The sequence below is a fragment of the Robbsia sp. KACC 23696 genome, from assembly GCF_039852015.1.
Taxonomy (GTDB): Bacteria; Pseudomonadota; Gammaproteobacteria; order Burkholderiales; family Burkholderiaceae; genus Robbsia.
Map to the genome: position 1 here is coordinate 1413160 of NZ_CP156626.1, position 12561 is coordinate 1425720.

Consider the following 12561-nt stretch of genomic DNA (forward strand, 5'->3'; position numbering starts at 1 on the left):
CGCGCTGTGTGCGGTGGCAACGGCAGTCACGTCAGTGATCGCATCGACATTGCCAGTGCGTGGCGGATGCACTACACTATCCGGTCCCAGCTTAGCGTAACTGGCGATACGACGTCGTTCGCGGCGATGGCCGACGCGGGCCCCGGCAAATACCGAGGGGCCGCGTGATCGGGCATTCCGGCCGGGCTTGCGGGATCCTTTCTGTTGCTTGCAAAAGCGATAGTGAGGACTTCCCGCCAAGTCCGTCTCCGGAATGCTCCGGCCATCCGCCGCGCGCGGCGTCGAGGTGGAACCGCCCACCGTGAAGCGCTAAGCGTCGTTTGCGCCGTTCGCCTGGGCAGAGCCGTGAGTCGATGGTCGACCATCCCTCGCCTCGTCCGCTTTCCACGTTGCGCATACCCATGCGTGGCACGCCCGTCGGTCGTGTCGAAACGTGTACCAGGACGGGGGAGAGGGGTGCGCCGTTGGGTCGGGCTTAACGTCAACCTGAAGCGTCAACCTCGGAAATCGCCCTATGTTCGCGAAAGACAAATACCAGCTCGAAACCCTGGACCCGGAACTGTTTGCCGCCATCGGCAAGGAAAACCAGCGTCAGGAAGACCACATCGAGCTGATCGCCTCCGAAAACTACACCAGCCCAGCCGTCATGGCCGCGCAAGGTTCGCAGCTGACGAATAAGTACGCCGAAGGCTATCCCGGCAAGCGTTACTACGGCGGCTGTGAATATGTCGACGTCGTCGAGCAACTCGCGATCGACCGCGTCAAGGCGCTGTTCGGCGCCGACGCGGCGAACGTTCAGCCGAATTCCGGTTCGCAGGCGAACCAAGGCGTGTTCTTCGCCATGCTGCAACCGGGCGACACGATCATGGGCATGAGCCTGGCCGAAGGTGGTCACCTGACGCACGGCTCCCCGGTCAATATGTCGGGTAAGTGGTTCAAGGTCGTCAGCTATGGTCTCAATGCCGAAGGCGACATCGACTACGACAAGGCGGAAGAAGCGGCCAAGGAACACAAGCCGAAGCTGATCGTTGCAGGCGCATCCGCCTTCGCGCTGAAGATCGACTTCGCCCGGCTGGCGAAGATCGCGAAGGAAGTGGGCGCGTATTTCATGGTCGACATGGCGCACTATGCCGGCCTGATTGCCGCCGGCGTCTATCCGAACCCGGTGCCGCACGCCGACTTCGTCACGACGACGACGCACAAGAGCCTGCGCGGCCCGCGTGGCGGCGTGATCCTGATGAAGGCGGAATTTGAAAAGAAGATCAATTCGGCCATCTTCCCGGGTATCCAGGGCGGTCCGCTGATGCATGTGATCGCCGGCAAGGCGGTGGCATTCAAGGAAGCGGCCGGCGAGGACTTCAAGACGTATCAGAAGCAAGTCGTCGAAAACGCGCGCATTCTGGCGGAGACGTTGATCTCGCGCGGCTTGCAGATCGTGTCGGGTCGCACGGAAAGCCATGTGATGTTGGTGGATCTGCGGGCCAAGAAGCTGACTGGGAAGGCAGCGGAAGCGGCCTTGGGCAAGGCGCATATCACCGTCAACAAGAACGCGATCCCGAACGACCCGGAATCGCCGTTCGTGACCAGCGGTGTTCGTATCGGCTCGCCGGCAATGACGACGCGCGGTTTCGGCGCCGAAGAAGCCAAGCTCGTCGCGAATCTGGTGGCGGACGTGCTGGACGCGCCGGAAGATGAAGCAAACCTTGCAAAGGTCCGTGAGCAGGTAGCGGCCTTGACCAAGCGTTTCCCTGTCTACGGCTAATCTCTTTCCCCGATACGAGCGAGCCCTCCGATGCGCTGCCCCTACTGTCGGCATGACGATACCCAAGTGATTGACTCGCGGGTATCGGAGGATGGTGCGGCCATCCGTCGTCGCCGGCGTTGTCCGGCGTGCGACAAACGATTCACCACTTACGAACGGTCTGAACTGGCCTTGCCGGCGGTGGTGAAGCGGGATGGCAGCCGCGCGGAGTTCGATCGGAAGAAGATCGAAGGGAGCATGCGGCTTGCGCTGCGCAAGCGTCCTGTCAGCGCCGATGCACTGGCCGATGCCCTCGCGCAGATCGAATTCCAGTTGGTGGCGCGCGGTGAACGCGAAATTCGCAGCGATGCCATCGGTGAATTGGTGATGGTCGCTTTGGCGCGTTTGGATAAGATTGCCTATATCCGCTTCGCCTCGGTGTATCGCCAATTCGATAATATGGACGATTTCCAGCGCGTGATCGACGAGTTCAATCGCACGCAGGAGGCCCCGCCCGGGAAGTCTTGAGCGAGGCCGCATCGATACCGCCCGCAACGCGCGGTATGGTCGATGCGGTGTGCTTGACGTAGGCCGAAACGCCGCTCGAAAGCGTGCAATAGAAGCCCGCCTCCACTTGTTGGAGGCGGGCTTTCTGTCTTTTCGGGCGGCAGTTTTTTTGCAGTGGCGATGTGGGGCTGTCAGTGCGATGCGCCCCTATCTGGCCATTCGGACAACTGTCATCGACGCTGGCGCGTGGATAAAGTGGGGCATCGTGCTGAGAGGAGGCGCCGATGCACACTGTCCCGCAAGGATGCGACCGTCGTGTACAGCAGGGATTCGCGCTGATCGAGTGGCTGTTGGCGCTGGCGATCGCAACGAGCCTTGTCGCGATGGCGGCCGGCTCATGGCGACGCTGGTGGGTGGGCATCGCGCTATCGCAGGCCGAGCATGCGATGCTGGCGTCCTTCGCGATCGCGCGCCATGAGGCCGTGCGACAGAACCGGCCCGTGACCCTATGCCCTGCCACCGCAGAGGGGCAGTGTGCATCGACACCGCATCGTGACGGTTTTGGCGCCCATTCGTCTGGACGCGAATGGCGCTTCGGTTGGCTCGTCGTGGTCGATCGCCCGGTCCGGCGAGAAAAAAGCGCGCGGGTGCGTCAGGGCGAGCCGCAGGGCGCACCGATGGTCTTGCATCGCGTCGATCCCATCGGCGGCATTCGCGTGTCGGTTCACAAGAGTGCCGGGCCGCTCGTGTTCCGGCCGCCGATGGGATTGATCGTCGCACGATGGGGTGGTTTCGAGATTCGGCCTGAGAACATGCCGACGGGACAATCCGCAAGCGCCGAGGGGTTGCTGGCGATGCGCTGTCTGACGCTGAGTGGCAATGGTCGAGCGCGGGTAGCGCGTGGCCCTTGCCGATGACGGGCCGGAACGTGTGGCACGGACCGCGTTATGCGTGTCATGCGCGGTATGTATGTCACCGCGGCTTGGCGCGACGTCGTGAATCGGGCCAGGCCCTGCTGGAATTGGTGATCGCAATGGCACTCTTTGGCACAGCGGTGCAGTTGACGATCAAAACGCAGCTCTGGCAGATGACGATGATGCAGCAGATCGATCGGCATCGCGTTGCCCTGCGGGCGTTGGAAGCGCGGATCGCCATGGATTCGGGTCCGCGCGGGGGCGGTGACGACGGACGACGATCGACTGCGCGGGATGGCGTCGATGCGGTGCACGACGCAGAGACGGATTGGGTGCTATTGACCGCGCGGCTGCCGTCGCCGGTGTGGCGGCGCACGCGCGACACGATCGATGGCAACGGCTGGACACTGTGCTGGCGGGAAAACATTCGCGGAAAAGATCGGCTTCCAAACGATACGGACTACGAAAAAACCGCACTTGCTGAAAATCGAGTCGAGGGGGAGATCGATGCGCGTCGTTGCCAATCACTGGCCCTTCCGTAAGCGTATAGCCACACGCCGTGCGCATGGCTTCGTTTTGCTCGAATGGGCACTGGCCGCTGCGTTAGGCTTGGTGTTTGCCGTGGCGGTGCTTGCCGCGCTGGCCGGCTTTCGCCGCCATACGAGTGCGGTGGCCGAAACGGCGCAACTCCGCGCCGATGCAGCCATAGCCCTGCGATTCCTGCGCCATTACATGACGCGTGCGGCGGATCCTGGGATGCCTGGGCGGCTGAGCGCAGGCCGTATCGAATGCGATACCGGGGATGCGAGACCTGTCTCGATGTGGCGTGCTTCCGTTCCGGTTTCGGCTTATTCAGTCGCGCGGCGGGGGCGGGATTCCGATGGCATCACGCGACGATTGCACTGCGATCTGACCTCGCATCGGGGCCGCCTCACGATCGATTATCCGAGCGACCGTGAGGCATCGTGGCGCGATGTTTCAAATCGGCCGGCCGACTGCCAGGGTACGGCTTTGTCGGCGGCCAATACCAAGCCGAACGCGCCGCCTCCGCAGGGCCGACCGATGATGCAAGCGGCCTTGTGGATTAGCGTCAGCAGAGGCGATGTGACGCCTGCCTTGTTCTGTAAGGGCTCGCCGGATCGGATTCGTCACAAGGGCAAGCAGTCGGGCAGTGCGATCGTGGATGGGGTCGAGCGGCTGGCCTTGTGGCGTCGCGGATCGTACGACGAAGTCTGCATCGTGATGCGCGGGCGGATCCGGCGCGCGCCGACGCCGATGCCGACGCCCGATCCGCCCTCTGGGGGCGCATCGGTGCGTGATGGCGGCTCGGGAATGCCTCGCCGTGCCGTCCGTGCGGAACGCGCCGAGGGAGACCGATGCGAGGCGGCACTGAGCGAGCGCGGGCACTACGCATCGCACACCGACTATGTGGCGCCGGACGGCTATCGTCGGCACGTTATCCGCGCCTTCTGGCCGGCACCGACCCGATGACGCGGCCGCGAGTACGGCGATGGCGCCGTTGGCATTCGCGGGGCGCCGTATTGCTCTGGACGCTGCTCGCGACGGCTGGCATGGCGTTGATGGCGGGGATGACCTATCGGGCGATGTACTTGCAATGGATCGATTGGCGTACCGAGCAGGCGCGGCAGGTCGTGCGTTATGCCGCGCACGCGCTACTCGCACGTTGCGAAGGGGAACATTCGCCGGACGGGCGGGGCGACGGCAATGCAGCGATGTGCGATGCGCCGAGGTCCTGGACGGCCTTGCACGACGCGATGGCCGCGAGGCCGCCGCCGGTGCGATGGCGTGCGGCCCGGAGTTTGTCAGAAAACGCGGTTGGCGTTTCGCGTCTGACATGGGCTGCGCCCCTCCCTACGACAGCAGGCAAGGGCGCCGGGCTCGGTTTTGCTCCCGCCGTCGTGGAGGCCTTCTGTCTGCGAGAGGTGTGGATCGACGACGCGACGCTGGGGCGCGTGGTGGTGTCGACGATTCGCGCGCAGCACAGCCAAGTCGATCTCGATGGAATTGCCCGCAGGGGGGAGGAGGGGATATGGTTACAGTCGATTGTTGCGCGGCAAACGGCACCGTGCGCGCGGACGGCGCGCCGCGTTCTGGAAATTGTCGAGCCTTGGCATCGTGGCGGATCGTCTTAGTGAAGTGCCGCAGGACGCGTCGTGCGAACTTACCGGTGCCGATGCCGATGCCGACGCCGACGCCGACGCCGGCACCAATTACGCGGCGTCTTTCCAGTAGGCGTTGGATCCGTGCATTCACGCTGATCGAGACCTTGATCGCGGTGATGCTGCTATCCGCGATCACGCTGTTCGCTGTGCCGATGTACCGCGATGCCGCTGCCCGCAGTCATCGTATGATGGCCATCGATGCCCTTCGAGAGCGGGCGTTTGCGATGGCCTGGCTGAACGGGGCGTCTTCGAACGGGGCTGCAGGTGGTGTATTGCGACCCGTGACGCGCTCGGCGCATGACGATGCGCGATCAATGGGTGTTTCGCCGCATGCGGCGATGGAGGGCATTTATCGGCTCGAGGTGCTACAGAGCGGCAATGGCGAGAACGTTGTCCGCGCAACGCCGGTGTCCGGTGGTCCGATGCACGGCGATCGATGCGGAATTTATGAGTTAGTCAGTAATGGCGTACAACGCAATGTCGAACCCGGCGGCCGGGTGCTTGCTGCCGAGCGGCAACAGGCCTGCTGGCGAGGACGCGGCTGAACCCGCGTGCCTCGTAGCGACAGTCGATCGAAAAGCTAGCCGGTTTGAGCGGAGATCAGACCGCCCCGCGCCGGGCAGCCTTTCGTTGCTGGCGGCTGCTGCGCCAAGACCGCAGACGACGGGCGATGCCGAGCGTCTTCAGTCCAACGACAGCGAGTCCGGCCCACTTGCCAGCCTTGCCGGCGCGTTGCAAGGCGCCGCTCGACCTACCGCCGAGTATCAGTGATATGAGACCGGAGAATAGCGGGTATCGCGCCAGTAATGGCAAAACGGCACGCGCAAAAGGCTGGAGGAAATCGGGCAAGACGCCCAGTAGGGCCGTGAGGCCAGGCTGCCCACCAGCGGCCGCACGTGAGCGACCGAACAGGCGGCCGATCAAGCCCAAGGCACCCAAGCCCGTGAAATGCGATCGCAGATCGGCACTGGCTTCCGCGATCGACAAGCGTTCCAATGCCGCGCGGGCGATCAATAATTCCTTTTGCACCGCACGCGCTTGTCGCGGGCTGAGCCCGGCATAGCGGGCCTGCAACGTATCGCGCGCAGCCCGCGTGGGATGTGACGAATCAATCGGCATCCTGTCCTCGCAGATGGTGCACGACCAAGGCACGATCGTTATCGAATTCGGCGCGGGTCGCCTCGAAAGACGGCGGCGCATGCCGGGCCGCGTATCGAAGTCGAAGTACGCACGCCAAGGTCACGATGCCGTAGAGCACCGTCAAGCCGAGCAAGGGTTGCCAGTGATAGCTGTCCCACAAGGCGATGACAATCAATGCGGTCAGACTGATCAACATGACCAGGCCAAAGACGCCCGCGACCGCGGCGATGACCAGCGCACCGACGATGCGCTCTTTCTCCTCGGCCAGCTCGATGCCGATCAATGCCATGCGCGTGTGCGCCAGACCCATCAGCGAGGCGCCGATACGTCCCAAAGCGGAAGGGGTGTTATCCGGCGTCCCGTTCGATGCCATCTTATTTGCGATTGATCAGCAGACCGAGCGCGAATCCCACCGCCGCAGCCACACCAAGGGACTGCCAAGGCTTCTGATGAACGTAGTCGTCGGTCTTGCGCGCCGCGGCCTTGCCTTTCTCGACGACGACAACCTGCACGTCAGACGCCTTTTCCTTCGCCTGCTTTAACTGCGCGATGGCCTTGTTGCGGAGGTCGTTCGCTTGTTCGCCGGTTGCGCTAGCTGCTTGCTTCAGCAGTTCTTCGGCATCCGTCAGCACCGTTTTGATATCCGTCATCAGTTTCTCCTTGTTTGTCTCCGGCATGATCGCAGTCCCTTTGAAGGCGCGTTCGAGGCTGGCTCGAAGCACAGATGGATAAGTCGTCCTGGCAATCCCGCGCCGCTGTTGCGGACGCATCGGGTTTCGTCAGGACCGGGATGCCTATTATCCTAACGGAAAATGCGCGTTCCTGGCGGCCGAATCCACCCGGGCCTTGTTTCAGTTTGTATCCCCTACCGCCAGAAAGCCGGTAATCTGACACCCATAGCTTTCCAAAGGAGCCTACGATGAGTACCGACAGCAGTGTGCCGGCCGGCACCGTTCATGAATCCGGCCAAGCGTCGACCGATGGCGTCACCGCCGAAGCCGTTCTGGGCGGAGGCTGCTTCTGGTGCACGGAAGCGGTATTTCTCCAGGTCGACGGCGTGCTGGCCGTGGAATCCGGCTATGCCGGCGGCCAGCATCCGAACCCGACCTACGAAGCGATCTGTACCGGTAACACGGGACACGCCGAAGTGGTCCGTGTGCGCTTCGATCCGGCCACGCTCAGTTATCGCGATGTGCTAAATATCTTTTTCGCGACGCACGATCCGACGACTTTGAACCGTCAAGGGAACGATGTCGGCACCCAGTATCGCTCGGTGGTGTTCACGTTGAACGACGCCCAGGCGAAGGAAGCTGAGCAAACCATCGTCGCCTTGCAGGCCGAAGACGTGTTCGGCAAGCCGATCGTCACCGAAGTCACCCCGCTGAACGGCAATTATTTTCCAGCGGAGGCCTATCACCAGGACTACTTCGCACATCATCCCAATCAGGGATACTGTGCCTACGTCATCGCGCCGAAGGTGGCGAAGATGCGCTCGGCATTCGCTTACCGCTTGAAAAATCGCGGCTAGAGCGGGCGCCGAAACAGAAGCTGACACAAGCGCGAAAGCAAGCATCGAAGCAGCGGCGGCGTCGATGCTGCAGGCGCCAGCCTACTCAGGCCATCGGTTTTCCGCGACGCATCGGTTCAGATCCGCGCGGGAGGCCCAACCTTCTTGCTGCAGCATCGGTTGCGGATAGAAGGCCGTTACCGGCCCGAGACACAGAATCGCCAGCGGTTTGGCGCCGGGCGGCATGCCGAGCAGCGCACGCACCGGTTCCACCGCGAATAGCGAAACCCAACCCATGCCCAGCCCCTCGGCACGTGCGGCCAGCCAGAGATTCTGGATGGCGCACGACAGGGAGGCGACATCCATCTCGGGCAGCGTCCGCCGTCCGAACACGTGCTCCTCGCGACGATCCATCAGGCCCGCCACGATCACCTCGGCGGCGTCGAGAATCCCTTGCACCTTCAATGCCATGAAGTCGTCGCCGCGTTCGCCCAAGGCCCGCGCGGTTTCGAGTCGCTCGGCTTCGACGATCGCATGCAATTGTTGGCGTACCGCCGAATCGGTGATCCGCACGAAGCGCCAGGGCTGCATGAAGCCGACGCTTGGCGCGTGGTGTGCGGCCGACAAGAGACGCGTGCGCTGCGCTTCGCTCACCTCGCCACCGCAGAAGTGCCGCATATCGCGCCGCTCGTGGATGGCCCGATATACGGCCGCCTTCTCCTCCGGACTGAAAGCCAGACCGTTGGCCGGCGTCGATAGGGCGCAGGGGAGGACATCCGACGCGGCGAGCGGCGGAGGCAGCGTGTGGTCGAGGGGACCATGATTCAGGGCGGACATCGCACATTCCTTCGGCAATAACCGGATCGATGTTGCGGGCTCGGCCGCCGCCTGTCAATGTGACTTGGTGTCGAGGGGGGCCGCGCCAGTGTAAACCATCATCCGGCTTGGATTTCGGGTGCAACACCGCATAAGGCGGCAAGGGCGCTGGCGAGCCAGCCGCAACTTAGCGGTGAGGAGCCCTCCGCCTTGTTGTTGACGATCACGAAGCTCGATTGCCCCGCGGCGAGGTACCGCAGAATCAAGGCGGCCAATGCCTGTCGCGTGGGCAGATCGGCGTCGACGATGGCATCGAAGGGCGCGTAGCGATCCTTCGCGCCCTCGTAGCGCATTCCCGCATGCAGGCTCCATCGCACGATCAAGGGGCGGGGATCGACCGCCGGCGTCGGCAAGGGGTGTGGGATCGGGGCGGTCGCCGAACCCACCGGTACTTCCGGCGCATCCAGCATCTGCAGTGCCGCGGCCTGGCGTGCGACGTCCGGCATTCGGGCATGCACGCCCAGGCAATAGCGCACGCGTCGCTCGCGCAACATGCGGATCAGGCGCGGCGTGAGCAGGCTGGCATCGCGCAGTTCGAGCGCGTAGCAAACGCCTCGGGCACGGGCATCGTCTTCCAGAGGCGGCAGGGCGGCGAAGAACTGCCCCAGTCGGTCGATCAACGCGGCGGGATCGGCCAATTGCGCATCGGTCAGAGGCGAGAGTTGAAAAACCATTGGCCCGGCGTGTACGCCGAGTCCGGCGAGGCAACGCGTCACGAAGGTTTCCGCGGCCAGGTCGGCGTTCAAAAAATCGGGATTGGCGCGCGTCGGCACGCCGCGAGCGCCGCGCAATGCCGCGTCGCAAACGGCGGCCGGTGCCTTCACGAGGAAGCGAAACGCCGCGGGGACCTGTGCCGCATAGGCCCGGTATTCCTCGATGGTCAGTGGCGCGTAGAAGGAGCGATCGATCCCCACCGTGCGCATCAAAGGATGCGCGGCGTAAGCGGACAAACCGCCATGTGCCAATGCGGTGGTGGTGTGCGCCCGGTCGTAAAGCAGACCCTGCCAGCCTGGAAAGGACCAGGAGGAGGTGCCCAGATGGACGGAGGGCGGCAGATGTTCAGCCGCCTGTTTCAGGAAGGGGTGCGCAGGAGAGGCGACGCCGATCGTCGGCATCGGCGCGCGAACGGATCGTGTCGGTGCGTGGGCCGCCGGGGCGGCGGTCTCGCCGACACCGGCGGCATCGGCAACATCGGCCCCAACCCCGGCCCCCGCTTCAGGCGCTGCCGGGGCCGGATCGAACAACGATGTCTGCGCGTCGGCAGCGGTTTTCCTTGTCACGTACGGGCGAAGAGGCGCGGACGGCGATCAGCGATTGGCCGCGCCATCGTACATGTAGCGACGTGACCATGGCAGCGTCGTGCCCTTGCGTCCCGCCTTGCGACCGACGATCTGGTAGATGGCCACGTCGTCGTTGTCGAAGGCATACGCGCAACCGGCCAGATAGACGCGCCAGATCCGAAAGCGCTCTTCGTCGACCATTTCGCGCAAGGTCGGCGTCGCTTTTTCGAAGTTGTCGGCCCAGATGTCGAGCGTCTTCGCATAATGGCGGCGCAGATTTTCGACATCGAATGCCTCGAGGCCGCCTTCTTGCATCGTCTTCAGCGCCAGCCCGATGTGCGGCAATTCGCCGTTCGGGAAGACATATTTGTCGATGAAATCCCCGCCGCCGTGCGAAGTCTCGCCGCTTTCGGCATCGGTCGACGTAATGCCGTGGTTCATCACCACGCCGTCGTCCTTCAGCAGGGAACGCACCTTGGCGAAGTATTCCGGCAGATTGGCGCGACCCACGTGCTCGAACATGCCGACGCTGGTGATCCGATCGAATTCGCCGCCGACATCCCGATAATCCTGCAGGCGGATTTCGATCTTGTCCGACAGGCCCGCGGCCTTCACACGCTCGGTTGCCAGATCGAATTGATTCTGCGACAGCGTGACGCCGACGCAGCGCGCACCGAACTTCTGCGCAGCGCGGATCACCAACGCGCCCCAACCGCAACCGATGTCGAGCAGCGTGTGTCCCGGCTGTACGTCGATCTTGGTCAGGATGTGATCGATTTTCTTCAGCTGTGCGGTGGCCAGATCCTCATCGCCTGTCTCGAAATAGGCGCACGAGTAGACCATATTCGGGTCGAGCCACTGCTGGTAGAACGCGTTCGATACGTCGTAGTGGTACTGGATCGACTGTTTGTCGGAGTCCTTCGTATGCGTGAAGTAACGTACGGCGCGCTGCAGCTTGCTGGGCGCGGACACCGAGACGTTCGCCAAGGCATAGCCGATCTTGATGATGTCGGCCAGACGGCCTTCCAGATCGATCTTCTGCTTGACGTAGGCTTCCCCGAGATTGTCCAGGCTGGGATCGAGCAACAGCGGCATGGCCGCTGCCGACTTCACGCGCAGGGTCACCTGCGGAATATCAAACGTACCAAAATCGAACGTCTGCCCGTTCCAGAGGGCGAGCCGTGCCGGTAGATTCGCACGTGACCTCACGTCGGCGATCCACTCTCCCAGCTTCTTCTCCCAAAACATGTCGATATTCTCCGTGCTGTGTCGATGAAGTGCGCTGAAAACCCGATCGGATAGACGTCTCTACGGACTGCCTTGTGCGAGTTCCGGATCGTTGGCTTTTCGGCTTTGCGTTTGTCGCGTGATAAATACCTGCTGTACTGCCTATTCGATGTTTTATCGAGACGGCTTAGGCGCCGTCTCGATAAAAGCATGTGGATAGAATATAACGCGACTTATTTCTACGTGCGCGCGATGCCAATCAGGGGGAAAGTCGCTCGATCGTCCAGGGCCCGGGTGCCGTAGCGGCATCAACGGACAGGGTGCGGCGAAAACGAATGCGATCGTGCAGGCGCGATGGGCGCCCTTGCCAGAATTCGATGGTGTCGGGCGTTAGCCGATAGCCGCCCCAATGGGGGGGGCGTGGCGGATTGTCGCCGTATTGGGCCTTGAACGCGTCTTCGCGCGCGACGATCACGTCGCGGCTGGCGATAACGCTGCTTTGTTCCGAGGCCCAGGCGCCAATGCGCGAGCCGGCAGGCCGCGAGTGAAAATACGCGTCGCTTTCGGCGTCGCTCACCTTTTCCACCCGGCCTTCGATGCGGACCTGCCGCTCGAGCTCGACCCAGTGGAACAGCAGGCTGGCGAAAGGCTGGGCTGCCAGCTCCTGGCCCTTGCGACTGTCGTAATTCGTGAAAAACGTGAAGCCCCGCGCATCCACCCCTTTAATCAGAACGATGCGCGCGGAGGGACGACCGTCCGCCGACACCGTGGCCAAGCTCATGGCGTTTGGTTCAGGGATCTGTGCGTCCAGCGCCTGGTCGAACCAGAGCGAAAACTGCCGAATTGGATCACGTTGTACATCGGATTCCGAGAGGGAACCGTAGGCGTAATTTTTTCTGAGGTCGGCGAGAGCGTTCACGATCTGCTTGTCTAGGCACTACAATGCGACAAGTATAGCCCCTGCCTTTTTTTCTTGTGCGATACGGGGTGCATTGAATGCTATTTGTAATGATTCTTTGCCGCGTGTAATCCAGAATGTAAGCAGCGGCTTGATAATCGCACGAATGGTTTGCTTATTCCGCGCCGTCATTTAATGCTCGACATCCAAAATAGTCTGTCGAGCGACAGGTCTTTAACGGTGCAAATAGCGCGTTGCGCGCATCGGACCGGACCGTGCAGGGGCCGA

General features: G+C 62.8%; 15 protein-coding genes. 8 read left to right on the top strand and 7 right to left on the bottom strand.

Annotated elements, in window-relative coordinates:
- Window positions 1–514 precede the first annotated feature (514 nt).
- The 7 genes from glyA (at window position 515) to ABEG21_RS05920 (ending at window position 5890) form a co-directional block, all read left to right on the top strand.
- The gene (gene glyA / locus ABEG21_RS05890; protein WP_347556300.1) at window positions 515–1762 is read left to right on the top strand and encodes a serine hydroxymethyltransferase; all 1248 of its coding nucleotides are present in this window, start codon (window positions 515–517) and stop codon (window positions 1760–1762) included.
- Between the two features lie 30 nt (window positions 1763–1792).
- Window positions 1793–2269, top strand: a complete 477-nt coding sequence (gene nrdR / locus ABEG21_RS05895; protein ID WP_347556301.1) for a transcriptional regulator NrdR — start codon at window positions 1793–1795, stop codon at window positions 2267–2269.
- 263 nt (window positions 2270–2532) lie between these two features.
- Window positions 2533–3165: a GspH/FimT family pseudopilin gene (locus ABEG21_RS05900; RefSeq protein WP_347556302.1), complete on the top strand. Its 633-nt coding sequence runs from the start codon at window positions 2533–2535 to the stop codon at window positions 3163–3165.
- A 116-nt stretch (window positions 3166–3281) separates the two neighbouring features.
- Window positions 3282–3704 carry a hypothetical protein gene (locus ABEG21_RS05905; protein WP_347556303.1) on the top strand — a complete coding sequence of 141 codons (423 nt, stop codon included), beginning with the start codon at window positions 3282–3284 and terminating at the stop codon, window positions 3702–3704.
- Window positions 3670–4653, top strand: coding sequence for a hypothetical protein (locus ABEG21_RS05910; protein ID WP_347556304.1), 984 nt, complete (start codon window positions 3670–3672; stop codon window positions 4651–4653). The genes ABEG21_RS05905 and ABEG21_RS05910 overlap by 35 nt, the downstream gene beginning before the upstream one ends.
- Window positions 4650–5315, top strand: coding sequence for a hypothetical protein (locus tag ABEG21_RS05915; protein ID WP_347556305.1), 666 nt, complete (start codon window positions 4650–4652; stop codon window positions 5313–5315). The genes ABEG21_RS05910 and ABEG21_RS05915 overlap by 4 nt, the downstream gene beginning before the upstream one ends.
- 47 nt (window positions 5316–5362) lie before the next feature.
- Window positions 5363–5890 (top strand): hypothetical protein, encoded by a 528-nt coding sequence (locus ABEG21_RS05920; protein WP_347556306.1) that lies wholly within the window; start codon window positions 5363–5365, stop codon window positions 5888–5890.
- A gap of 55 nt (window positions 5891–5945) precedes the next feature.
- Here ABEG21_RS05920 and ABEG21_RS05925 read toward each other — a convergent pair whose 3' ends face one another.
- The 3 genes from ABEG21_RS05925 to ABEG21_RS05935 are packed head-to-tail and all read right to left on the bottom strand — an operon-like array spanning window position 5946 to window position 7162.
- Entirely contained in the window at window positions 5946–6464 is a 519-nt protein-coding gene (locus tag ABEG21_RS05925; protein WP_347556307.1) for a hypothetical protein, read from the bottom strand.
- Complete coding sequence (locus ABEG21_RS05930) at window positions 6454–6858, bottom strand: phage holin family protein (protein WP_347556308.1); 405 nt, start codon at window positions 6856–6858, stop codon at window positions 6454–6456. The genes ABEG21_RS05925 and ABEG21_RS05930 overlap by 11 nt, the downstream gene beginning before the upstream one ends.
- A 1-nt stretch (window position 6859) precedes the next feature.
- Entirely contained in the window at window positions 6860–7162 is a 303-nt protein-coding gene (locus ABEG21_RS05935; RefSeq protein ID WP_347556309.1) for a DUF883 family protein, read from the bottom strand.
- A gap of 242 nt (window positions 7163–7404) precedes the next feature.
- Here ABEG21_RS05935 and msrA point away from each other — a divergent pair, with 242 nt between their 5' ends.
- On the top strand, window positions 7405–8013 hold the full coding sequence (gene msrA / locus ABEG21_RS05940; protein ID WP_347556310.1) for a peptide-methionine (S)-S-oxide reductase MsrA: 609 nt from the start codon (window positions 7405–7407) through the stop codon (window positions 8011–8013).
- An 81-nt stretch (window positions 8014–8094) separates the two neighbouring features.
- On the opposite strand, the gene bluB is transcribed toward msrA, so the two are convergent.
- From bluB to pdxH, 4 genes are all read right to left on the bottom strand, one after another.
- Window positions 8095–8829: a 5,6-dimethylbenzimidazole synthase gene (gene bluB, locus ABEG21_RS05945; RefSeq protein WP_347556311.1), complete on the bottom strand. Its 735-nt coding sequence runs from the start codon at window positions 8827–8829 to the stop codon at window positions 8095–8097.
- Window positions 8830–8927: 98 nt separating this feature from the next.
- Window positions 8928–10148 carry a DUF72 domain-containing protein gene (locus ABEG21_RS05950; protein WP_347556312.1) on the bottom strand — a complete coding sequence of 407 codons (1221 nt, stop codon included), beginning with the start codon at window positions 10146–10148 and terminating at the stop codon, window positions 8928–8930.
- A 27-nt stretch (window positions 10149–10175) separates the two neighbouring features.
- Complete coding sequence (locus ABEG21_RS05955) at window positions 10176–11396, bottom strand: cyclopropane-fatty-acyl-phospholipid synthase family protein (protein ID WP_347556313.1); 1221 nt, start codon at window positions 11394–11396, stop codon at window positions 10176–10178.
- 238 nt (window positions 11397–11634) lie between these two features.
- Window positions 11635–12294 (bottom strand): pyridoxamine 5'-phosphate oxidase, encoded by a 660-nt coding sequence (pdxH, locus tag ABEG21_RS05960; protein ID WP_347556314.1) that lies wholly within the window; start codon window positions 12292–12294, stop codon window positions 11635–11637.
- Window positions 12295–12561: the final 267 nt, after the last annotated feature.